Raw genomic sequence first — 24133 nt, 5'->3', positions numbered from 1 at the left:
CTTCAGCGCGATGCGTTTAAGCCGAGGCGTTCAGCGCGATAGCTGCCGTTGAGAATAGCCTGCCACCACTGCGGGTTGGCCAGATACCACTCCACCGTTTTACGTATGCCGCTCTCGAAGGTTTCCTGTGGGGTCCAGCCCAACTCGCGGGCAATTTTGCTGGCATCGATGGCGTAACGCAGATCGTGTCCGGGACGGTCGGTGACAAAGGCGATCAGCTCGCGGTAGCTGTTAATTGCCGCAGGACGTTGCCCGGCGGCAAGCTCATCCAGCAGATCGCACAGGGCGTGCACTACCTCAAGGTTACGTCGCTCATTATGCCCGCCAATATTGTAGGTCTCTCCTGCTTTGCCGTGACTGACAACGGTATAGAGCGCACGCGCATGATCTTCCACATAGAGCCAGTCGCGGATCTGGCTGCCGTTGCCATAGACCGGCAGCGACTTGCCCGCCAGCGCATTGATGATAGTCAGCGGGATCAGCTTTTCCGGAAAATGGCACGGGCCATAATTATTGGAGCAGTTGGTAACGATCACCGGCAGTCCGTACGTTCGCATCCAGGCACGCATCAGATGATCGCTGCTGGCTTTTGATGCGGAGTAGGGGCTGCTCGGCGCATAAGGCGTGGTTTCGGTGAAAAAATCATCCGTACCGTGCAGATCGCCAAAGACTTCGTCTGTGGAAATATGGTGCAGCAGGAAGCCCGCTTTGCGCGTGCTCTCCATCGCCTGCCAGTAGTGGCGTACCGCTTCCAGCAGATGATAAGTGCCGACAATGTTGGTTTCGATAAAGGCGAATGGCCCATCAATCGAGCGGTCGACGTGGCTTTCTGCTGCCAGATGCATTACGCAGTCGGGCTGATAGTGCGCCAGCACCCGATCAAGCGCCGGCCGGTTACAGATATCAACCTGTTCAAAGGCAAAACGCGGATGCTGCTGCACGCCAGCCAGCGACGCCAGATTGCCGGCGTAGCTTAGCTTGTCCACCACCACGACCTGATGCTCCGTGCTTTCAATCAGAAAGCGCACCAGCGCTGAGCCTATAAATCCCGCGCCGCCGGTGATCAGAAAGCGTTTCATCGCCATACCCCTTTGGTATCGACAATCCACGGCTGGGTAATCTGCGCAGCGTCAATGGCCCGGAACTGTGCATGATCGACCAGCATCACCAGAATGTCAGCCTGCTGCAGCGCCTGCTCCACGGTTACCAGCGAGGCGTCCTGCGCCAGCCGGTCAGGAATCGTTGTAACGTGCGGCTCGACAACCCAGGTTTCTCCGCTGTGCCACGCCGCAATGCGCTGCGCGACCACCATCGCCGGGCTCTCACGCAGATCGTCGATATCGGGCTTAAACGCCAGCCCGAAACAGGCAATAGCGATCTCGCTGGCGCGCTTATCGCTCTGCGTCGCGCACTCCGCCAGCGCCTGTTTTACCTGCTCCAGTACCCAGCCTGGTTTGGCATCATTCACTTCACGCGCGGTACGGATCAGCCGCGCCTGCTGCGGGTTCTGCGCCACGATAAACCACGGGTCGACGGCAATACAGTGTCCGCCCACGCCCGGTCCGGGCTGCAGAATATTGACGCGCGGATGCCGGTTCGCCAGCGCAATCAGCTCCCAGACGTTGATCTTCTGATCGGCGCAGATCAGCGACAGCTCATTAGCAAAGGCGATATTGACATCGCGGAAGCTGTTTTCCGTCAGCTTGCACATCTCCGCCGTACGCGCGTTGGTTTCAACGCAGGCTCCGCGCAGAAAAATACGATACAGCTCGCTGGCCCGTGCCGAACAGGCGGGCGTCATGCCGCCAATCACGCGATCGTTCTCCAGCAGTTCGGTCATCACCTTGCCGGGCAGCACCCGCTCCGGACAGTAGGCGATAAAGATATCGCTCTCGCCATCATGCTGAGGGAAGCGCAGATCGGGACGCGCCTCGGCCAGCCATTCCGCCATCTGCTCTGTAGCGCCGACTGGCGAAGTTGATTCCAGAATTACCAGATCGCCTGTTTTCAGCACCGGTGCCAGCGACAGCGCGGCCGCGCGGACAAAGCTCAGGTCTGGCTGATGATCGTTCATAAAGGGCGTGGGGACAGCGATCAGAAACGCATCTGCCGGTTCTGCCGTCGTGGTGGCGCGCAGCAGCCCCTGCTGCACCGCCTGACGGACCACCTCGCCGAGATCGGGCTCCACAATATGGATTTCACCCCGGTTGATGGTTTCAATGGCGCGCAGATTGACATCCACGCCTACGACCTGCTTTCCCCTTGAAGCGAAAACGGCTGCCGTTGGCAGCCCGATGTAACCCAGTCCGATCACGGAAATGGTATTAAAAGACATAATTAAACTCTGTTGTTGTTCAGCGCCTGCAGAATGCGTGCGCAGGCGTGGCCGTCGCCATAAGGGTTGTGTGCCCGGCTCATACTCTGCCACGCCTCTTCATCCTGCAGCAGCAAAGTGACTTCAGCGACAATGGTATCGACATCGGTGCCAACCAGTTTTACCGTACCTGCCGCGACCGCTTCCGGCCGCTCGGTGGTGTCGCGCATCACCAGCACCGGTTTCCCCAGCGACGGCGCCTCTTCCTGAATCCCGCCGGAATCGGTGAGGATCAGCCAGGCACGGTTCATTAACCAGACAAAGGGCAGATACTCCTGCGGTTCGATCAGAATGATATTACCGATGCCGCTAAGTATCCGGTTAACCGGCTCGCTGACGTTGGGATTGAGATGCACCGGATAGACGATCTGCGCCTGCGGATGAAGGCGCGCAATCTGCGCCAGCGCACTGCAGATACGCTCAAAGCCCTTACCAAAACTTTCGCGCCGGTGACCGGTAACCAGGATCAGCTTTTTGTCCGGTTCCAGAAACGGATAGTGCGCCGCCAGGCGGGCATTGAGATCGGCGTTGGTCAGCACGCGGTCGCGCACCCACAGCAGCGCGTCGATTACCGTATTGCCGGTGACAAAGATACGCGCATCGGGCAGGTTTTCCCGCAGCAGGTTCTGCCGCGATGTGGTGGTCGGCGTAAAGTGATAGCTTGCCAGATGGCCTGTGAGCGTGCGGTTAGCCTCCTCCGGCCAGGGCGACATCAGATTACCGGTGCGTAAACCGGCCTCGACGTGTCCTACCGGGATCTGCTGATAAAAGGCCGCCAGGCTGGCCGCCAGCGTGGTGGTGGTATCACCATGCACCAGCACCACATCAGGTTTAAAATCGGCTAAGACGGTTTTCATGCCCTGCAGAATACGACAGGTAATCTCGGTCAGCCCCTGCTCCGGGCGCATGATATTTAAATCGTAATCGGGCTGCAGCTGAAACAGATGCAGCACCTGATCGAGCATTTCACGGTGCTGTGCGGTGACGCACAGGCGGGATTCAAACGCAGCATCCTGCGCCAGTGCCTGCACCAGCGGCGCCATTTTGATGGCTTCAGGACGGGTGCCAAATACAGTCAGTACTTTCACGCTGATTCTCTTATTGGCGAATAGCTGATAACGCGCGCGGCCGGCGCACCAGCGCCACACCCGCTCCGACCAGCGCACCGATCGCTCCCCACATCACCATCATAAACAGACGGCGCGGGCTGTCGCGTGAAACGGGCTCTTCCGGCGTGCGCAGGTAGCGGTAAGTCTGGAACTGTTTATCAAGGCGGGGGCCAGCCTGTAGCGTGCTCAGCATCGCCCTGTTTTGATCATAGCTCAAATCGTAGGCGGGGCCGCTGGCCTGCAGCATATCGAGCTGCGCCTGTAGCCGCTGCTGGCCCAGTAAAAAGCGATCGCTCTCTGGCAGGCTCTCACCTGCAGCAGGCGCACGGTTATCGGTAATACCCTGCTGACTGGCGAGCTTCAGCGCCTGCTCAATGCGCTGACGCTGGCGATCGTACACCGCCTGCGCCACCGCCTGCTGCCGATCAACCTGCGACTGCAGCTGCACGTTACGCGCCTGCCATGCGCCTTTCAGCTCTTCATTCAGATGGCGCGCCGCACGCTCACTGGCGTAAGCAATGTACTGACGCAGAAGATTGTTAGCGTCGCCGGCGGTTTCTGCCACCAGCCGCACCGTATCAAGCGTGTTGTGCGCGCTATCTGCCGGCATAAACTGGATATTGGTGATCATATCATCCAGCAAAGCCGCATCATTATGCGCATTACCGCTTTTACGACTTTTAAAATAGTCGGTCTGCTGCCAGAAGTCGCGCCGCGTATCCCAGGAAGCGAGCTGCATGGTGAACTCCTGATAGACCTCATCCATCACGGTAGGGGCCGGATTATTCAGGCTTAGCGTATTGCTGTGGATATCGAGGTTGTTCAGAAACTGCTGCTGTACATAGTAGTCACCCAGCATGTTAACCGTAGGCCTGTCGGTAACTGCCGTGGTGCTCCACGCCTGTTTCATCAGCATTGAAGCCAGCCAGGCCAGCAGGGCAAACAGAACAGCGCAGCCCGCTATCCAGCGTTTACCGCGCCACAGCGTGCAGCCCAGGCCGCGAATATCCAGTTCGTTCTCCACAACAGAGTTCATAACAGCGGTGTCCTTATCTGATGCTTATCCAGGTCATGTTTTATTGATATGCGCGTGATTCCATCTGCGCTTGAGACGGCGAATCATTCGTGCCATACGCCACGCGTGCTTAATGCAGTAGCCATAGAGCAGAAATGCCACCAGGAAGAGCACCAGCATGACCCACTCAGGTATGAACGCCAGATATTCGCCGAGCACGCCAATGCCTGCCAGCAGCGCCGCCGCCAGCGTGATCAGTAAAAAAGCCTGACGTGACGAGAAGCCGGCACGCATGATGAGATGGTGAATATGTTGCCTGTCGGCTGAGAATGGACTCATGCCCTTGCGCAGCCGGCGATACATGATAGCCACCATATCCATCAGCGGGATGGCGATCAGCCACAGCGCGGTTACCGGCGTAATAGGATGGCTCAGGCCCTGCGTCGTTTCCAGCAGGATCCAGATAATGGTGAAACCAATCATGGTACTGCCGGCATCACCCATAAACACTTTATAGCGTTTGCCCAGAAAACCGAGGTTCAGCAAAATATAGGGAATCGTGGCGGCGATCATGGCGAAACACCACATTGCCAGGCTGGTCATGCCGTCGAAATAGAGAATGATCCCCATTGCACCGAACGTTACGCAGGAGAGCCCGCCCAGCAGACCATCGATACCGTCGACCATGTTAAACGCATTAATTGCCGCCCAGACGGCGAACAGCGTTAATACGTAGCCAAAGGGACCTACGACAATCTCCACCGGACCCACAATAAAACCCAGACTCAGCAAATAGAGCTTGGCGCCATACATCATGACCACGGCGATAATCGCCTGCATACAGGCGCGAAACTTTACGCTGATATCAAAGCGATCGTCGAGTGCGCCGACCAGCACCAGCACGCCGGCACAGAACAGATAGAGCAGGCCGTTCGGCATATAGGACTGCGTAATAAGGAAAGCGAAGCAAACGCCAGCGTAAACGGAAATACCGCCAACGAGAGGAATAACGCCCTGATGCTTTTTCCTTGCATTGGGCTTATCAACTAATCCGATTTTTTTTGCGACCTTACGGGCCATAAAAAGGAATGCCAGAGAGAAGAGAAAAGTTAAACCCAGCTCTGCACCCATAGTGAGTAAATTCACATTAACGCTCTCAGCTAAAATCGTGGACAACAATAAGCAAAATCCCGGTTATTGCTGTATATCCCTGTCTGACCAGGCCGCAGCGCGCGCGGTTGCTGAAAAAATCGCCGCCTTTCTGCTTGCGTCATTCTAAAACGTTTCTGACTCGCCTAATCCTAATGCGCACAAATAAAAAACGCCACGATAAGCCGTGGCGTTTAACAGAAATAATGCCGATTTATTACCTGCGTAACAATATCATTGCTTCGCTTTTAACCGCTTATGAACGCTTCATCATATCGAAGAATTCATCATTGGTTTTGGTCATCGCCAGCTTGTTGATGAGGAATTCCATCGCGTCAATCTCGCCCATCGGGTGAATAATTTTGCGCAGGATCCACATCTTCTGCAGCTCTTCCTGAGAGGTGAGCAGCTCTTCTTTACGGGTGCCGGAACGGTTGTAGTCAATGGCCGGGAAGACGCGTTTTTCCGCGATCTTACGCGACAGGTGCAGTTCCATGTTACCTGTACCTTTAAACTCTTCGTAAATGACCTCATCCATCTTCGAGCCGGTATCAACCAGCGCGGTGGCGATGATAGTCAGGCTACCGCCCTCTTCCACGTTACGTGCTGCACCGAAGAAACGCTTCGGACGATGCAGGGCGTTGGCATCAACACCACCGGTCAGGACTTTACCTGAGGCAGGAACCACGGTGTTATACGCACGCGCCAGACGGGTAATTGAGTCGAGCAGGATGATGACATCTTTTTTATGCTCGACCAGGCGCTTGGCCTTTTCGATGACCATTTCAGCAACCTGCACGTGGCGGGATGCGGGCTCATCGAAGGTAGAGGCGATAACTTCACCTTTAACCAGACGCTGCATCTCGGTCACTTCTTCCGGACGCTCGTCAATCAGCAGCACCATCAGGACGCAATCCGGGTGATTATACGCGATGCTCTGCGCAATGTTCTGCAGCAGCATGGTTTTACCCGCTTTTGGCGGTGCCACAATCAGACCACGCTGGCCGCGGCCAATTGGCGATGCCAGATCCAGCACGCGAGCGGTTAAGTCTTCAGTTGAGCCATTACCCCGCTCCATACGCAGACGACTGTTAGCGTGCAGCGGCGTGAGGTTTTCGAACAGAATCTTACTGCGGGCGTTTTCCGGCTTGTCGTAGTTAACTTCGTTAACTTTCAGCAGGGCAAAATAGCGCTCGCCCTCTTTTGGCGGACGGATTTTACCGGAAATGGTGTCGCCGGTACGCAGGTTAAAACGACGAATCTGGCTGGGGGAAACATAGATATCATCAGGACCGGCGAGGTAGGAGCTGTCTCCGGAACGGAGGAATCCAAATCCGTCCTGCAATATCTCCAGCACGCCATCACCAAAGATGTCTTCGCCGCTCTTCGCATGTTGTTTGAGGATGGCGAAAATAATGTCCTGTTTGCGCATGCGCGCCAGGTTTTCCAGCCCCATATTTTCGCCGAGAGTAATCAGCTCAGAAACCGGCGTATTCTTTAATTCGGTAAGATTCATAGTGATGGGTTCTTAAACTCGGGGTAATTCTCGAAATGATTGTCGTGAATGGTATGGCAAAAATTCCATGCCTGTTAATGGCTCTTTTTCAACGCTGCTCGGCGGGTATCGTCTGATAGGGCGATAGAAAGCGAGAGACGGTCGAAAGATGATGCCGGGTATGCTAGCCGTCAGATTGCCAAACCACAAAAACGTTCAACTCGAGCGGGGTCTGACAAGAGAAATCTTTAGATGCAAACTACAAAGGTAAGTGCGTAATGCAGTATCGTCAAATTAGCACGCCTGACCAGCGGCGTCCAGCAGTGGCGAAAAAATTCACCACTGCGGAACAGAGCGCGTTGCGCTTACGCCAGATTGGCGTTCAGGAACTCTTTCAGCTGGCCTTTAGACAGCGCACCCACTTTAGTTGCCGCCACTTCGCCGTTTTTAAACAGCAGCAGGGTCGGAATACCACGGATGCCATATTTTGGCGCGGTACCTGGGTTCTCATCGATGTTCAGCTTGGCGATGGTAAGCTTACCGTCGTACTCTTCAGCAACTTCATCAAGGATCGGGGCGATCATTTTGCAAGGACCACACCATTCAGCCCAGAAGTCAACCAGGGTAACACCCTCGGCTTTCAGCACGTCAGTATCGAAACTGTCATCGGTGAGGTGAACGATTTTATCGCTGCTCATGTTTAACTCCAAAGATTATGCCTGGCGAATTGGCGTAAAATATACCAACGTTGGTTAACTTTATTTCATCGGATACGCTTTCGTAAAGCGATAGTAAGCTGATATTCTACCACACTATGAGCAAAACACACTTAACCGAACAGAAGTTTTCCGACTTCGCCCTGCACCCTCAGGTCGTGGAAGCCCTTGATAGCAAAGGCTTTCAGCACTGCACGCCTATCCAGGCGCTCGCATTGCCTTTTGCGCTTTCAGGGCGTGATGTTGCGGGTCAGGCGCAAACCGGTACCGGCAAAACGATGGCGTTTCTGACGTCAACGTTTCATTATCTTCTTTCTCACCCTGCTGCTGAAGGGCGCCAGGTTAATCAGCCACGTGCGCTGATCATGGCCCCTACGCGCGAGCTGGCCGTACAGATTCACGCCGATGCGGAACCGCTGGCTAAAGTGACCGGCCTGAAAATGGGTCTGGCTTACGGCGGCGACGGCTATGACAAGCAGCTTAAAGTGCTCGCTGATGGCGTCGACATCCTGGTGGGCACCACCGGACGTCTGATCGATTACGCAAAACAGAATCATGTGAACCTGGGCGCCATTCAGGTTGTGGTGCTGGACGAAGCCGATCGCATGTTCGATCTCGGCTTTATTAAAGATATTCGCTGGCTATTCCGCCGCATGCCGCCTGCCACGCAGCGTCTGAGCATGCTGTTTTCCGCAACGCTCTCCTACCGCGTCCGGGAACTGGCGTTTGAGCATATGAACAACGCGGAATATGTCGAAGTGGAACCGGAACAGAAAACCGGCCACCGCATTAAAGAAGAGCTCTTCTATCCATCCAATGAAGAGAAGATGCGCCTGCTGCAGACGCTGATCGAAGAAGAGTGGCCGGATCGCGCCATCATCTTTGCTAACACCAAATACCGCTGTGAAGATATCTGGGGCCATCTGGCCGCCGACGGTCATCGTGTGGGTCTGCTGACCGGTGATGTCCCGCAGAAAAAGCGCCTGCGCATTCTCGATGATTTTACCAAAGGCGACGTGGATATTTTGGTGGCAACGGATGTCGCGGCACGCGGTCTGCATATTCCGGCCGTAACGCACGTCTTTAACTATGATCTGCCGGACGATCGTGAAGATTACGTCCACCGTATCGGTCGTACCGGCCGTGCCGGTGCCAGCGGACACTCTATCAGCCTCGCGTGTGAAGAGTATGCGCTGAATCTGCCTGCGATTGAGGAGTATATCGGTCACGGCATTCCGGTCAGCAAATACAACAGCGATGCGCTGCTCAGCGATCTGCCACCGGCAAAACGTCTGCAGCGTAACCGCACCGGCAACGGTCAGCGCCGCGGCGGCAACAACAGTAATCGCCGGAGCAGCGCGCCCCGTAACCATAACCGTAAACGCTCAGGTTAATCCCACATGCTAAGCGCATCATCACTCTATGCAGCGATCGACCTCGGGTCTAACAGCTTTCATATGCTGGTGGTGCGTGAAGTTTCCGGCACTATTCAGACCGTGGCGCGCATCAAGCGCAAAGTCCGGCTGGCAGCAGGACTTAATGCTGACAGCGAACTCTCTGCTGAGGCGATGCAGCGCGGCTGGCAGTGCCTGAAGCTGTTTTCGGAACAGCTGCAGGATATCCCGCCAGAGCAGATCCGCGTGGTGGCAACCGCCACGCTGCGCATCGCACGCAATGCGCCAGACTTTCTCGCCACTGCTGAAGCGATCCTGGGCTGTCCGGTCAATGTTATCAGCGGTGAGGAAGAAGCGCGGCTGATTTATCAGGGCGTGGCTCATACTACCGGCGGCTCTGACCAGCGTCTGGTAGTCGATATCGGCGGCGGCAGCACCGAACTGGTTACCGGTGAAGGTTCGCACGCGACCACGCTGTTCAGCCTCTCAATGGGCTGCGTGACCTGGCTGGAGCGTTTTTTCAGCAATCGCCATCTGACGCAGGAGAATTTTGACCGGGCAGAACAGGCGGCGCGCGACATGCTGCAACCTGTGGCAGCGACGCTGCGTGAGAAAGGATGGCAGATCTGCGTCGGTGCATCCGGTACGGTTCAGGCTCTGCAGGAGATCATGGTGGCGCAGGGGATGGATGAGCGTATCACCCTGAGTAAGCTGCAGCAGCTGAAGCAGCGCGCTATTCAGTGCGGCAAGCTGGAAGAGCTGGAAATTGAAGGGCTGACGCTGGAGCGCGCGCTGGTCTTTCCCAGCGGTTTGTCGATTCTCATCGCCATTTTCAACGAACTGAATATTGATAGCATGACGCTGGCAGGCGGCGCGCTGCGCGAAGGCCTGGTGTATGGCATGCTGCATCTGCCGGTCAATCGCGATATCCGCAGCCGTACGCTGCATAATGTGCAGCGCCGTTTTTCTATCGATGTGGAACAGGCCGACCGGGTGCAGCAGCTGGCTGAACGTTTTTTTCGTCAGGTCAGCCAGAGCTGGAAGCTTGATCAGCGCTGTCGCGATCTGCTGTTAAGCGCCTGTGCCGTACATGAAATCGGGCTGAGCGTCGATTTTCGTCAGGCTCCTCAGCACGCCGCCTATCTGATCCGCCATCTTGATCTGCCTGGCTTTACGCCCGCGCAGAAAAAAGTGCTCGCCTGTTTGCTGCAGAACCAGAGCGGCAGTATCGATCTGGCTCTGCTGGCCCAGCAGAATGCCGTACCGCCGCGTACGGCAGAACGCCTGAGCCGCCTGCTGCGCCTGGCGATCATCTTCTCCACGCGTCGCCGTGACGATACGCTTCCGGCGGTACGCTTACTGGCAGAAGAGGATGCGCTGCACCTTACGCTGCCGGCGGGCTGGCTGGAGGCGCATCCGCTGCGCGCCGAGCTGCTGGAGCAGGAGAGCCACTTTCAGTCCTACGTTCACTGGCTCCTGACCTTCTCCTGATGGCGTGACGGCTGCCATCACTTTTTTGCATTCGCCAGCATTGCCCGCAACCCAGCCACCCGGGTTTGCCCGGTTTTAACGCGCTCTTCTGCGCTTACCACTTTTTTCTCACGCTCCCACTCGACGTCATCCTGCGGCAGTTCCAGCAAAAAACGGCTGGGCTCAGGACGAACCAGTTCACCATACTGGCGGCGCTCACGGCAGAGCGTAAAGGTCAGCTCTTTCTGCGCGCGCGTAATACCTACATAGGCGAGACGCCGCTCCTCTTCGATATTGTTCTCATCAATGCTGCTCTGATGCGGCAACAGACCCTCTTCCATGCCCACCAGGTAGACATAGGGAAATTCCAGCCCTTTTGACGCGTGCAGCGTCATCAGCTGAACCTGGTCGAGATCTTCATCACTCTCTCCCCGCTCCATCATATCGCGCAGGGTAAAGCGCGTGACAACCTGTGCCAGCGTCATGGGCTCATTCAGCTCATCACCTTCAAGCATTTCCGTCATCCACTGGAACAGCGTATTGACGTTTTTCATCCGCATCTCTGCGGCTTTCGGACTGCCGGAGGTCTCAAACAGCCAGCTCTGATAGTCGATACCGCGGATCAGATCGCGCACCGCGCTAATCGGCTCCCGTTCAGTCAGCTGCACAATCTCATTCAGCCAGTGGGTAAAACGCTGCAGATGCTCCAGACCGCGCCCGCTCAGCGTCTGAGCCAGCCCCATGTCAAAACTGGCATTAAACAGGCTCTTATTACGCAGCGTGGCCCACTCACCCAGCTTCTGCAGCGTGGCCGGGCCGATTTCGCGACGCGGCGTATTGACGATGCGCAGAAACGCGCTGTCGTCGTCCTGGTTAGTCAGTACGCGCAGATAGGCCAGCAGATCCTTGATCTCCGGGCGTGAAAAGAACGAAGTTCCGCCGGAAATACGGTAGGGAATGCGGTTCTGCATCAGCAGCTTTTCAAACACGCGCGACTGATGATTGCCGCGATAGAGAATGGCGTAATCTTTATATTGGGTGCGGTTGATAAAGTGATGTGCGATCAGCTCGCCGGTCACGCGCTCCGCTTCATGGTCTTCATTATTCGCGCTCAGCACCTTCAGCGATTCGCCTGAGCCCAGCTCAGAAAAGAGACGCTTTTCAAACACGTGCGGATTATTGGCGATCAATATATTGGCTGCTTTGAGAATACGCTGCGTGGAGCGATAGTTCTGCTCCAGCTTCACGACCTCCAGCGCCGGAAAGTCCTCTTTCAGCAGCACCAGGTTTTGCGGACGCGCCCCGCGCCAGGAGTAGATAGACTGATCGTCATCGCCCACCACGGTAAATCGCGCGCGCGCGCCGACCAGCAGCTTTACCAGCTCATACTGGCTGGTGTTGGTATCCTGATACTCATCCACCAGCAGATAGCGAATACGCTGCTGCCAGCGTTCGCGTACCGCTTCATTGCGCTGCAGCAGCAGCGTGGGCAGCAGGATAAGATCGTCAAAATCGAGCACGTTACACGATTTGAGATGCTGATCATAAAGCTGATAACAGTGCGCAAATATCTGGTCACGCTGGGATTTTGCTATTGCTGCCGCACCCTGCGGATCGATCAGATCGTTTTTCCAGTTTGAGATCGTGGCAATGAGCTGCTGCAGCTGTGTTTTATCCTCTTCCAGCCACTGGCTGGTCAGCTCTTTCAGCAGCGCCAGCTGATCCTGATCGTCAAACAGCGAAAAGCTCGATTTCATCCCCAGCGCGGCATATTCACGCTTGATAATCTCCAGCCCCAGCGTGTGAAAGGTTGAAATCATCAGGCCGCGCGCCTCTTTGCGCCCCAGCGTTTGCGCCACGCGCTCTTTCATTTCGCGCGACGCCTTATTGGTAAACGTCACCGCGGCAATATGGCGCGCCTGATAACCGCATTCGCGGATCAGGTGAGCGATTTTATTGGTAATGACGCGGGTTTTACCGGAACCCGCGCCCGCCAGCACCAGGCAGGGGCCGGTGACAAATTCGACAGCACGTTGCTGGCCGGGGTTTAAACGCATAAAAACATCACTCGATTGAATCAGACAGGAAGAGTTACATCGCGTCGCAGGGTGCGCATTGATGCGCACCTGAGCGCAAAGGTCGCCATGAATGGCGCCCCTGCAACTGACGCGCACTACGCTATAATGCGTCGCACATTATACATAACAGGAGAGCACCATGGCGAAAACCGCAGCAGCTTTACATATCCTTGTGAAAGAGGAAGCGCAGGCGAAAGCCCTGCTGACGCAGCTGGAGAAAGGAGGCAACTTTCAGCAGCTGGCAAAAAAACATTCAACCTGTCCGTCCGGACGCAACGGCGGTGATTTAGGTGAGTTTCGTCAGGGACAGATGGTGCCGGCTTTTGATAAAGCGGTTTTTACCTGCCCGCTGCTGAAGCCTTACGGACCGGTAAAAACCGCGTTTGGTTACCACATTATTAAGGTGCTGTGGCGCAGTTAATCACTTCTGGCTCTTCATCTGCTGCAGCACATTGCTGCACTGATTATCGTCGGTGTCGCTGGGTGAAATCAGCGCCAGCAGCGCGGCAGCCGGTGCCACAACCGCCCCCAGCGCCACGGCAGCCGCACCGCGCGCGATAAGCGGTCCGGTTTTGACTCCGGCATCCGGATTTTTAAAAGTTCCGCGCACATAGAGCGGAGAACGCAGCGTAATAATGCGAATGCCTTTACTCTCCGGATTCACCGACAGATCGAGTCGCTCGCTGGCAAAGTTAACGTTACCGGTGACGTTAATTACCGCATTTTCGGTATCAAACACGAACAGCCGCGGCGTTGCGACACCCTGGCGCAGCGTAAGATCGGTGGCGGCACAGTTGATGCGCACCTCATCATCACCAAACAGTTTACCCACCACATAGTTTCCGACGTTAAGCCCGGCGATTTCCATCAGGCTGCGGCTGATGAGGCCATTGTTCATCAGCAGGCGCAGCTGACCGTTGCTGCTGCCCAGCAGTGCGGCAACCGAATTGCCGGTACCGCTTAGCGTTGCGTCGCCATTGAGCTGGCCCAGGCTGCGCTGCATGGCGGTTACATCAGGAAACAGCTGGCGCAGCTGCAGTTTGCGCGCGTGCAGATCGGCGCGGCCGCGCATCGGCGAACGACTGCCTTCGAGCCGGATAGTGGTATTGATATTGCCGCCGGCCATACCGAAGCGCAGTGGATCAAGCAGCAGATCGCCTTTTTCCAGCGTCAGATGCGTATAGAGGTCACTGAGCGGCAGCTTACTGCTGTGCTCAATGCGCTTGCCGCTAAACTTCACATCGGCATCCATCGCATCCCAGCTTTTGGTTTCAAACTTATCGTAAGGCAGCACGCGATCGGCAGGCTGCGTGGCGGCTTCACCACGCTGCGCTTTCGCCCGCGCCGTTTTCTCACTGCCTTTACCGGAATCAACGCCAATCAGCGGGCCGAGATCGGCCATGCGCAGCTGACGGGAAGTGAGTTCGCCGCTCAGTTTCGGCCGGGGTTTGCCCTGACGATAGGTGAGCGATCCATGAATATCACTGTCACCGATGTGGCCATTAAATTTTTCATAGCGGAACAGCGCGCCTTTTGCGTCATTAAAGCGGGCAGTCAGATGACCGTCAGTTTCATAAGGCGGGGTATCAGGCAGCAGCACGCCGGTTAAGCCATAAAGGTTGGCCAGCGTATCGCCGGAAAAACGCAGGCGCACATCCAGGCCGCCCAGGTTGAGCGGATCCTGCAGCGTGCCTTCCAGCCTCACTCGCGTGGTGCCGTTACGCAGATCGGCCTGCAGCGGAAACGGCGTGGTTTTACTGCGCAGTGAGAGCATGCCGCCAATTCTGCCTTCGCCGGAAAGCGGCTGCTGGTTATAGGTGCCTTTCGCCTGCCAGCCAAAAACAAAATCGCCGGCGCCTTTCTGCTTATCATCGCCGCCGGTAACCTGAGCATAAGGCACAGGTTTACCGAGTGAGTTGATATTTACCGTTACATCAGCTTTGTTGATCGCATCGCGGTAGCGCAGCTGCCCCTGATCAAACAGGATATTATCCATACGGAATGACCAGGCTGAGGGAGCGGCGTCAGCCTCGCTGTTTTCGCTGCTGGCGAGCGTAAATGTCCAGTTATTCTTCTTGCTGGCGAGCTGTATCAGACGCGCGTCAGGCTGCTGCAGCTTAATCCAGGGCAGGTAGATCTCTTTGTGCAGCAGCGCCAGGGGCGCCAGCGTCGCATCAACGCGCTGCAGGTGTACCATCGTTACATCAGGAATGTCGGGTGGATTGCCCAGCATGATATCTTCAGCGTGTACCTGCGGCCAGGGGATCCAGCTGCGCCAGCCCGGCTCTGCGCGGTTACGCGCCCAGTGTACGCCAAGGTCGCCGCGTATCGCGAAAGGGCGGTTCAGCTCTGCTGAAACTTTTTGATTAATAGTTGGTTTCAGGCGGTTCCAGTCAAAGGTGGCAATCACCACTACCAGTACCACGATCAGTAACAGCAGAATCCCCGCTACCCAGCTGGCAGCTTTTCCCGTGCGAGTCATGCTTTTTCCTCCTTGTTTCCACGTCTCATTAAAGATAGTCGAGACGCAGCGTAACAACATCAGAGAAGCATCAACGGCAGCGATTCCAGCTGATTAAAAGGAAGCGGACGGGAAAAAAAGTATCCCTGAGCTGCAATAGCGGGAGAGGATTGTACCTGGCGCCACTCCTCTTCGGTTTCTACGCCTTCAACGATTACGCCGTTGCAGTAGCGATTAATAAGCGTCAGCAGCGTTGAAAAAAGGACCCGCCCCTCTTCTGACGCGCGCAGCAGCATAAAGAGTTCACGCGATAATTTGATGTAGTCATAGCGCAGTTCGGTCAGTGCGGAAAAGTTTGCCATGCCGGAGCCAAAATCATCCAGCCATAGCGGCCCCAGCTCCGGCATCTGCGCCACCATCTCCTCCTGCGGCAGCGCATGATGCTCAGTGAGTTCAAAGCGCACCCACGGCAGCCGGCCAATCAGTCGCCGGAGCGCCGGATGCTGCTGTATCGCCAGCAGCGTCGGCCCATCAATATTGACCGATGCCACCAGCTGGTGCCGGATAAAAAAGTGCGACCACGTCAACAGCAGCGTAAGTTGTTCATGTACCACATCCAGCCGCTGTTTTGTTGATAGCGCAGCAAAGTAGCTTTCCGGTGAAAGACGCTTTTCCGGCATAGCCACATGCGTCACGGCGGTCAGCAGCTCAATCGCCAGCAGGCGGCCAGATATCTGATAAATAGGCTGAAAAGTATAAGTACGCTGGCACTGCTGCCGGAAAAATGCGATATCCGGTTGCGTATGTTTAAGAGAAACGGGCAGCCGGTGTCCGGAATCCTTCATCACCATGGTTTTTTCCTGGTCGGTGGTGAGTGCCTGCAGAAAGCAACCCGGCGGCAAGTATCGGCTGGTTCCTGGATAACTTTATCGCTTTGTGCAGCCATATAGGGCGTCGAGTCTAACAGCGCGTCTCTGGCTTAATCGCAGAAACAGAGGATGCTTTGTCTGCTAAATCGTCACCAGATAGCGATTTAAGGACTTAAGGCAAACTGACGCGCCAGAAACCGGCCGCCGGAAGAGTTCGGAAAAGGCGCAGCCGGAGCTATTTCTCTGCTGAAATTTACCGGGACCGGTTTGAGTTAATACTCTCTTTTATCCTGTTCATTGCGCTTAGTGCGCCTCTTCCCTCTTTCGCACTTTATCTGAAGTGTGCATTTATTATCTTCCCTAATCATAACCGTTTAAATTCAGTGCATTAAAAGGCAATTCCCGCCTGCCAGGTATAGTCTGATTCTCGCTGGTTATCGCTTTTTCGGCTGGACGACAACGCAAAAGAAGACCATCTTTTAATCAATAACAGCAGGACGCTGTTCCTTCGGCCGCAGAAAAACAACGACTATACGCCCTGCTCAGGACAGATTTATGCACACAGAAATTATCAATATCTGGCCATCCGGTGATGCGCCAGGCGCCAGTGACTCCCGCGCTCAGCCGCAGATTGTTGACCTGGCTAAAGAGTATGAACCTTACGATCGCGCAGCAACCGGCGTGCGCTGCCCGGAAATGGCCATCTGGTATCCGGAAACCTCCAACGGGATTACCCTGCTGGTGGCACCGGGCGGCGGTTATCAGCGGGTGCTGATCGATCGTGAAGGCAGCGCGCTGGCCACGTTTTTTACCTCGATGGGCTACACGCTGGCCGTTATGACATATCGCCTGCCTTATGACGGGCATCATGAAGGTGCGGATGCACCGCTGGCCGATGCCCAGCGGGCGGTCCGCGTGCTGCGCGAACGGGCGCAGCAGGGGAAAAACGGCAAATATATTGTGATGATGGGCTTTTCCGCAGGCGGCCACGTTGCGGCCTCGCTGGGAACGCGGTTTAACGAGAAGCTCTATCCGGTGCAGGATCGCATCGATGCGCTCTCACCGCGCCCCGACGCTATGGTGCTGATCTACCCGATTATCAGTATGCGTGACGGCCTGGCACACGAAAGTTCACGCACGCGCCTGCTGGGCGCCTGGCCGGACCAGAAAAGTATCGATGCCTATTCGCTGGAGACGCGCGTGCACGCGCAAACGCCGCCAGTCCTGCTGATCCATGCGGCTGACGATGAAGCGGTTTCCGTTAATCACAGCATGCTGTTCTTCAGCGCGCTGCGTGAGCATAAAATCCCGGCCGAGATCCATTTTTATCAGAAAGGCGGGCACGGTTTCGGTATCCGCGGCGTGGCCGATCTGCCGCTGGCAAGCTGGCCGATGCTGGTCACCGAATGGCTGCGGGCGAAAACCTGACGTTGTTACGTCCCGTGCGTGCATCGGCCAGGGCGCCATGAATGGCGCCCCTACGGGGGAATTTATCGTAAGGTAATTCATCACAGGGGACGCATTTATGCGCCCCGATCGGCGCTGTTTTCTGCTTTACTGCTTTCGTCCGGGGCCGGTGCTGCGGGTGCATCAGGCACTGCCATCACCTTATTCCAGCTCTCCTGCAACATCTTCACATTGGTCTCTGCTTCGCCCTGCGGCTGGATTAGTACCATAGTCAGCTCCTGCGTCAGCTGCTGACGCAGTTCCTGATTGAGCTGCTCGCGCGTTAACTCACTCAGGAAAGACTGCCGCAGTTTCTGATACTGCTCGGGAGCAATATCCACTACCGCGTTCTGCTGCGAGCGCAGGCGCTGCCCCATCAGAATGTCAGTATCCGTACGGGCGTAGGTGGTAAACAGCTTATTCAGCTCCAGCAGCTTCTGCGCCATAAGCGCATCAAATTCATCCTGCGGCAGCCCTTTATCGCGAACCACGGCCAGCGCTTTAGCGATCTGATTCATGTTTTGCGGCAGTGAGGCATTGGGGCTTTCCATATTAATGGAGCACTGCGCGCGCTGATAAAGCACGCGGCAGTCAAAGCCGACCTGCACATTTTGCGCTTTATTATCTGCAAGCGCGCGCTGCACGTGCCAGAACAACGCTTCACGCGCCAGATCGCTCTGCCAGTAGCGTTGCAGATACTGCGATTCGCGAATCGGCTGCCACGATGTATCCCACACCAGCGACAGTCGATCCTGCGCCAGAGAGCCATCAACCAGATTAACCGGCTGATGCGGCAGCGGTGACAGCGTGGGCAGCGGTGCCGGCGTATCGCGTTTTCCTTTCAGCGTTGCGAAGGTCTTGCCAATCTGCTCCGTGATAGTGCGGCTGTCGACATTACCGACCACATAGAGCGTCATATTATCTGGCGTATACCACTGCTGATAAAAACTGTTCAGCTGCGCGGGATCGACCGGGGCGCGCGGTGGCTCACCAGGGTCGTGCGCCAGCATGGTTGAGCCTTTCAGGCGGTAGCGCCACCAGACATCCTGCGTGTCAGAGGGCCAGGTGGCGATGGGATCGGTCGCGCTTAATGCCGTCGCGACCACCTGCTCATTAATGCTCATTTTACCCGCGGTCGCGGCCAGCCAGTTCAACGCTTCTTTAAGCAGTTCTGGCCGGTTGTTGGGCAGACTGAGGTTGTACTGGGTATAGTCGTATGACGAGATCGCTGGCGGCAGCGGGCGCTGCGGATCCATCGCCTGCTGCCACAGTGACCGCTGCTGATTGGTATCCAGCGCGGTGTTATGCACCATCGCCAGGCGCGGTAACAGGTGACTGAAACCGGTCTGCTGAGCGCTCTCCGCCAGTGAGCCGGTATTAACCACCAGGCGAAGCTCAATGCGATCGCTGGGACGTTGTGGTGTGGTCAGCAGCTGCCAACTGAACCCGTTGTCCAGTTTGCCCTCCTGCCAGGCGGGATCGGGCTGAAGTGTTTCGGCGTGCGCGCCGAAACCGGTCGCTGCAAGCAGCAAGCCGCCAACCAAAAGCCGAATTCTGGTGCCCTGCATGTGAACCCCTAATCAAACAGAAAAACGCTTGTTAGCACGGACTGACTGGCCACCGGGAAAGCGGCCCGCGCGGCGTATTGCCGCCGCGTTTATATAATGACAGTTCCTTTGACCACAGGATGGCCAGGAAGTCGCGCAACAAGGAAAAAAATCGGGAAAAAAATCAACGGGGTTTATTATGCAAATGCCCGCTGTCAGGGCAAGTGACAGCGGGCATTTAATCGGAAATTAACGCAAATTGTGGATTATGCGCCGGTATGAGAGACGTGACTGACCTTTTTGGCTGAAGAAAGCGTCTCTTTCATCTGGTTTTCATCCAGCTGACCTACCCACTTAGCCACCACCACTGTGGCAACGCCATTACCAACCAGATTAGTCAGCGCACGCGCTTCGGACATAAAGCGGTCGATGCCCAGAATCAGCGCCAGGCCTGCGACCGGCAGATGCCCTACCGCAGAGAGCGTCGCGGCCAGAACAATAAAGCCGCTTCCGGTAACGCCCGCCGCTCCTTTCGAGGAGAGCAGCAGCACCACCAGCAGGGTGATCTGATGGAAAATATCCATATGGGCATTGGTCGCCTGCGCGATAAACACGGCGGCCATGGTCAGATAGATTGAGGTGCCATCCAGATTAAACGAGTAGCCCGTTGGAATAACCAGCCCCACCACCGATTTTTTGCAGCCAAGGCGCTCCATCTTATCCAGCATGCGCGGCAGCGCTGATTCAGACGATGACGTACCCAGCACAATCAGCAGCTCTTCTTTGATATACCCAATAAATTTGAAGATGTTAAAGCCAGCCCAGCGCGCAATTGCACCCAGCACGATCACGACAAACAGGATACAGGTAATATAGAAACAGATGATCAGCTGGCCAAGCTGCACCAGCGAGCCGACACCATATTTACCGATGGTGAAGGCCATGGCGCCAAACGCACCGATAGGTGCCAGACGCATAATCATATTGATTACGCCAAAGATCACTTTGGAGAAGCTTTCGATAACGTTGAACATCACGGTACCGGCGCTGCCGAGGCGATGCAGTGCGAAACCAAACAGAATAGCGAACAGCAGCACCTGCAGAATGTTGCCACTGGCAAAGGCACCAATAACGCTGCCCGGAATGATATCAAGCAGGAACGCGATCACACCCTGCTGTTCTGCCTGCTGTGCATAAACGGCTACCGCTTTCGCATCCAGGGTGGCGGGATCCACGTTCATTCCTGCGCCAGGCTGAACCACGTTCACTACTACCAGTCCGATGATCAGCGCGATAGTACTGACGATTTCAAAATAGAGCAGCGCTACTGCGCCGGTGCGTCCAACGGCTTTCATGCTCTCCATGCCGGCGATACCGGTCACCACCGTACAGAAGATTACGGGGGCGATGATCATCTTGATCAGCTTTACAAAACCATCACCAAGCGGCTTCATCTGCGCGCCTAATTCGGGATAGTAATGGCCTAACAGAACGCCGATGCCGATGGCAACCAGCACCTGAAAGTAGAGGCTTTTAAACAGTTTCATAACAGGTGTCCAGGTAGAGACGGCATTCACCGCCTGTGTCAGGGAGAAACGCATGCGGCAAGCCGCCTGAGAGCGTAAAACCTTACCGATAAACTGAAAATAACACCCTGTTAACAGGATGAGTATCCCCTGACATTCCTTACAAAAGTTACAAAACTCTAACTATGAACTGAAACGCTTCAGCTGGCGCTGTGGCGCGGTTTCTGCAGAACAATCAATTGATAAGGTCACTATCACGTGCGTGAACAGCGCTGCAGCCAGCCCTGCTCAAAGGCGGTAAGCGGCAGGGCTTCGGCATACAGATAGCCCTGACCGATAGTGATGCCGCGCGCCAGCAGCCAGTCGCGCTGCTCCGCCGTCTCTACTCCTTCAGCCACAACATCGGCATCCACAATCTTTGCCACGGCGGCCACGATACGCACCATGGTGTCATCGTCCGGCAGCGCGGCGACAAAGCTGCGATCCATCTTCAGCTTATTAACCGGTAACGCTTTAAACTGATGCAGGTAATTGAGATTGCAGTAGCCCATACCGAAATCGTCCAGCGCAACGGCAACCCCGGTCTGCTGTAGCGCGAGCAGCAGCGCCATCGCCTGCTCAGCATCGCCTATCCCGGCGGTTTCGGTAACTTCCAGTACCAAAGAACCTGGCCGGATGCGATGCCGTTCCAGCAGGCTCTGCAGATGCGTCACCATGCCGCTGTCGCGCAGCTGCAGGGCCGAAATATTTACGCTCAGCGGCAGCGTAATTCCCCGTCGCTGCCAGCCGGCCAGAATGCGGCACGCCTCTTCAAACACCCAGCGACCGATGGCGGAAATCACCCCAATCTCTTCCGCGCTGGCGATGAACTCTTCCGGCAGCCCGTAGCTGCCATCCGCCATCCGCATTCGCAGCAGCGCTTCAGCACCCGTCAGCTCGCCGGTTGCCATGTTGAGCTGGGGCTGCAGATAAAGTGCAAATTCGCCCGCCTGAAGTCCCTGCAGAATGTCATGCTCCTGTGTCAGCCGCTTCTGCGCCCGTTCGGTCAGTACCGGATCAAAAAACAGGATCTGATTTTTCCCCTGATGCCGCGCTGACATCATGGCTGACGTCGCCCGATCCAGCTGCTCGCGTGCAGAGCACAGGCTCTCGTCAGAGAGCGACAGCCCGATACTGGCATTAGGTCGCAGCTGCAGTTGATACAGATTGACTGGCTGATTGATACGCAGCATCAGGTTGCGCGCCAGGCGCATCGCACGGAACGGGTTGTGCGCCCGCTTCAGCAGCAGCGCAAAATCGCTGGGCCCCGTCTGCGCCAGCAGCGTATGATCATCAATCGTGCTGCGGATTTTCTCTACCAGCGTCAGCATTAGCGTATCGCGCTGCTCATCGCTCAGCACGCCGTTGGCTTCCTGCAGCGTTTCGATACGAATAACCATGACGCTCCAGGGCTGCTGCCGGTGACGCTGCTGCAGATGCTGGTCGAGCAGCGCCAGGAACAGCGTGCGGTTAGGCAGATCCGTCACGGCAAAATGGGTGGTCAGCCGGCTCATCTCATCGTGAACAGACTCCAGCACCTGCTGATTGCGGTTATAGCTGCGGATCAGCATGCCTATCTCATCATCGCGGTGATTGCCGGGCAGCGTCAGCTTGTGTGTCAGGATGGCTGGCGGCGGCAGCTCCTGCAGCTCGCGTGAAATATCGCGCAGCGGGTGCACAACCAGACGGTTAATACACCAGCTAATGGCGACCGAGAGGATCAGCGCCATCAGCAGCCAGGTGGTGATCATGGTTGAGAGCGTACTGAGCAGAAACTGGTAAACGCGTGAGGAGTCCGCCTGAAGCACCAGATAGGCGATGGGTTTTGGCATGCCGCCCCGCTCTATCGCATACAGCGGCAGCGTAATCTGCACCGGCAGTTCAAACAGCCGGGCGACCAGACGCGGAACCGGCTTTTCCGGTGCAAAATCGGCGTGCAGCGCCTGAAACGCATTGGGCAGCACCACATCGGCCCGCGACAGAATACCGGCGGGTTTTAGTGTATTAAGGATATGCTCCGCCTGAGGGATGTCCGCTTTCAGCACCGCCTCTGAGAGCGGCTGGCGTACCGTGTGCGCCACATTCTCCATCTGCTGGGCGTAATCAACCCTGCGCTGCTGCACAAAGTGAAAGAGCTGGATAACGATAAAAATCGTGATCGTTACCAGCACAACCGCAGACACGGCTGCCATTTGCTTGATGGTTAACGAGCGACTGACGCGCAAAAAAATTTCTCCCGGCCGCAATGCCGCCATAATCCGGAGTGATAGTAGCCTGAATGCGCAGCAAGTATATCCCAGGTCTCAGACGTTGTACGCCGCGATAAGGGTGAAAATCATCGGTCGGAAGGGAGAGAGACGCGTTTTCAGTGTTTTGCCCGTTGCCGGGAGCGGGAGAACGCGAGCGCGCACCGCGCGCTCGCAGAAGAGCATTAACCTTTTTCCTGCCAGGCAAGCCACACTAATAGCTGCAGGCTGGCAGAGAAGTAGTTCTGTTCCGGCTGAATGCGGTCGCTGAGATGACCGGTCTGGTTCAGCGTCAAATCGCGTACCGCTGTCAGGCCACCTTCCATATTGTAAGGTGCCGGGCTGTTAGCCAGTACGTCGAACCAGGCCGGCGTGGTCTGACGCGGATAGCCCTGCCAGACGCGCTGAAAAGGCACCAGCCGCAGGCTCTGCGGATCGTACCACCAGATATTCAGCGGCACGCGAATCGCATCATAACTGAACCGGTTAGAGTACCCCACCGCCGGCGCGACAGAGCCATCCGCATTCAGTGCAACCCAGTCCAGCGGCAGCGCGGTTTTACCAAACTGCATCTCACCCAGCAGCGTCATGCCATCGTCAATGAGCGTGTTCCAGACGCGCAGATGGCTCTGCTGTGCAAACGCCTGCCAGGCAGCAAACAGGAAATAGGAGGGGTTCAGCACGACGTAGCTCGACTTATTAAAGCCGTTTGCGCCAGGCAGCATAACTTTGTGTCCGGCGTAATCGATCACGTTCAGCTTAATAATTGCCCGCTGAATGCGATCGGAATCCTGCTGATAATCCCCTCCCCACTTCTGAGCCGCACGCTGCAGCGCCCAGGCAATGAGCACATTACCGTCGCTGGCGTCGTTTTTGTCTGCCACCGGATCGGCCGCATCAGGCACATAACGCCAGTAAAACAGATCATTTTGCGGATTATGCAGGTGGGTACGCGTCCACTGCCACAGCAGATCAAAGGTAGCGCGATCGTTATTCGCTATCGCCAGCAGCATACCGTAGCCCTGACCCTCTGTATGGCTGACGCCTTTGTTGCCGGTATCGATAATCCGGCCGTCGCTGTTCAGAAAGCGGCTTTTATAACTGCTCCAGCCGTCTGCCATCGCCTGCGCGCTAAAAAATATCATCATTAAACAGAGCATCCACCGACGCCCGTGCCGCATTACATTCATTACCGCTTC

The 24133-nt window shown here is 56.1% G+C and carries 18 protein-coding genes; 4 read left to right on the top strand and 14 right to left on the bottom strand.

Features of this window, described 5'->3' with window-relative positions; all coding sequences use genetic code 11:
• Window positions 1-2 precede the first annotated feature (2 nt).
• From rfbB to trxA, 7 genes are all read right to left on the bottom strand, one after another.
• The gene (rfbB, locus tag AC2CF9_RS12315; RefSeq protein ID WP_484557136.1) at window positions 3-1079 is read right to left on the bottom strand and encodes a dTDP-glucose 4,6-dehydratase; all 1077 of its coding nucleotides are present in this window, start codon (window positions 1077-1079) and stop codon (window positions 3-5) included.
• Complete coding sequence (gene wecC, locus AC2CF9_RS12310) at window positions 1076-2335, bottom strand: UDP-N-acetyl-D-mannosamine dehydrogenase (RefSeq protein WP_484557135.1); 1260 nt, start codon at window positions 2333-2335, stop codon at window positions 1076-1078. The genes rfbB and wecC overlap by 4 nt, the downstream gene beginning before the upstream one ends.
• A 2-nt stretch (window positions 2336-2337) precedes the next feature.
• Entirely contained in the window at window positions 2338-3462 is a 1125-nt protein-coding gene (gene wecB / locus AC2CF9_RS12305) for a non-hydrolyzing UDP-N-acetylglucosamine 2-epimerase (protein WP_150017863.1), read from the bottom strand.
• 10 nt (window positions 3463-3472) lie between these two features.
• Window positions 3473-4519: an ECA polysaccharide chain length modulation protein gene (gene wzzE, locus AC2CF9_RS12300; RefSeq protein ID WP_071668219.1), complete on the bottom strand. Its 1047-nt coding sequence runs from the start codon at window positions 4517-4519 to the stop codon at window positions 3473-3475.
• 33 nt (window positions 4520-4552) lie between these two features.
• Window positions 4553-5629, bottom strand: a complete 1077-nt coding sequence (wecA, locus tag AC2CF9_RS12295; protein WP_065647819.1) for a UDP-N-acetylglucosamine--undecaprenyl-phosphate N-acetylglucosaminephosphotransferase — start codon at window positions 5627-5629, stop codon at window positions 4553-4555.
• A gap of 274 nt (window positions 5630-5903) precedes the next feature.
• Entirely contained in the window at window positions 5904-7163 is a 1260-nt protein-coding gene (gene rho, locus AC2CF9_RS12290) for a transcription termination factor Rho (RefSeq protein ID WP_039381703.1), read from the bottom strand.
• 344 nt (window positions 7164-7507) lie between these two features.
• Window positions 7508-7840, bottom strand: coding sequence for a thioredoxin TrxA (trxA, locus tag AC2CF9_RS12285; protein WP_039381699.1), 333 nt, complete (start codon window positions 7838-7840; stop codon window positions 7508-7510).
• Between the two features lie 116 nt (window positions 7841-7956).
• On the opposite strand from trxA, the gene rhlB reads away from it, so the two are divergent.
• Together rhlB and ppx are read left to right on the top strand one after the other, a co-directional pair.
• Window positions 7957-9252 (top strand): ATP-dependent RNA helicase RhlB, encoded by a 1296-nt coding sequence (rhlB, locus tag AC2CF9_RS12280; RefSeq protein ID WP_484557134.1) that lies wholly within the window; start codon window positions 7957-7959, stop codon window positions 9250-9252.
• 6 nt (window positions 9253-9258) lie between these two features.
• Complete coding sequence (gene ppx / locus AC2CF9_RS12275; RefSeq protein ID WP_484557133.1) at window positions 9259-10743, top strand: exopolyphosphatase; 1485 nt, start codon at window positions 9259-9261, stop codon at window positions 10741-10743.
• Window positions 10744-10760: 17 nt separating this feature from the next.
• Here ppx and rep read toward each other — a convergent pair whose 3' ends face one another.
• Window positions 10761-12779, bottom strand: a complete 2019-nt coding sequence (rep, locus tag AC2CF9_RS12270) for a DNA helicase Rep (RefSeq protein ID WP_484557132.1) — start codon at window positions 12777-12779, stop codon at window positions 10761-10763.
• Window positions 12780-12939: 160 nt separating this feature from the next.
• Here rep and ppiC point away from each other — a divergent pair, with 160 nt between their 5' ends.
• Window positions 12940-13221: a peptidylprolyl isomerase PpiC gene (gene ppiC / locus AC2CF9_RS12265; RefSeq protein WP_150017857.1), complete on the top strand. Its 282-nt coding sequence runs from the start codon at window positions 12940-12942 to the stop codon at window positions 13219-13221.
• Here the strand turns inward: ppiC and AC2CF9_RS12260 are convergent, their stop codons facing one another.
• Both AC2CF9_RS12260 and pdeH read right to left on the bottom strand, forming a co-directional pair.
• Entirely contained in the window at window positions 13222-15282 is a 2061-nt protein-coding gene (locus tag AC2CF9_RS12260; RefSeq protein ID WP_150017856.1) for an AsmA family protein, read from the bottom strand. It abuts the gene before it with no gap.
• Between the two features lie 59 nt (window positions 15283-15341).
• Window positions 15342-16112, bottom strand: a complete 771-nt coding sequence (pdeH, locus tag AC2CF9_RS12255; protein WP_484557131.1) for a cyclic-guanylate-specific phosphodiesterase — start codon at window positions 16110-16112, stop codon at window positions 15342-15344.
• A gap of 573 nt (window positions 16113-16685) precedes the next feature.
• On the opposite strand from pdeH, the gene AC2CF9_RS12250 reads away from it, so the two are divergent.
• The gene (locus AC2CF9_RS12250) at window positions 16686-17558 is read left to right on the top strand and encodes an alpha/beta hydrolase (protein WP_484557130.1); all 873 of its coding nucleotides are present in this window, start codon (window positions 16686-16688) and stop codon (window positions 17556-17558) included.
• A 95-nt stretch (window positions 17559-17653) separates the two neighbouring features.
• On the opposite strand, the gene AC2CF9_RS12245 is transcribed toward AC2CF9_RS12250, so the two are convergent.
• The 4 genes from AC2CF9_RS12245 to AC2CF9_RS12230 all read right to left on the bottom strand — a co-directional run bounded on the left by AC2CF9_RS12245 (window position 17654) and on the right by AC2CF9_RS12230 (window position 24124).
• Window positions 17654-19144 carry a M16 family metallopeptidase gene (locus AC2CF9_RS12245; protein WP_108570099.1) on the bottom strand — a complete coding sequence of 497 codons (1491 nt, stop codon included), beginning with the start codon at window positions 19142-19144 and terminating at the stop codon, window positions 17654-17656.
• Between the two features lie 245 nt (window positions 19145-19389).
• Window positions 19390-20670: a dicarboxylate/amino acid:cation symporter gene (locus tag AC2CF9_RS12240; RefSeq protein WP_108570105.1), complete on the bottom strand. Its 1281-nt coding sequence runs from the start codon at window positions 20668-20670 to the stop codon at window positions 19390-19392.
• A gap of 233 nt (window positions 20671-20903) precedes the next feature.
• Window positions 20904-22913 (bottom strand): biofilm formation regulator HmsP, encoded by a 2010-nt coding sequence (gene hmsP, locus AC2CF9_RS12235; protein WP_190314996.1) that lies wholly within the window; start codon window positions 22911-22913, stop codon window positions 20904-20906.
• 206 nt (window positions 22914-23119) lie between these two features.
• Window positions 23120-24124, bottom strand: coding sequence for a family 8 glycosyl hydrolase (locus tag AC2CF9_RS12230; RefSeq protein WP_150017853.1), 1005 nt, complete (start codon window positions 24122-24124; stop codon window positions 23120-23122).
• Window positions 24125-24133: the final 9 nt, after the last annotated feature.

The sequence above is a fragment of the Pantoea sp. SYBGC1 genome, from assembly GCF_057197005.1.
Note: the sequence above shows the minus strand (reverse complement) of the source record. Positions and strands in the feature narration are given on the sequence as shown.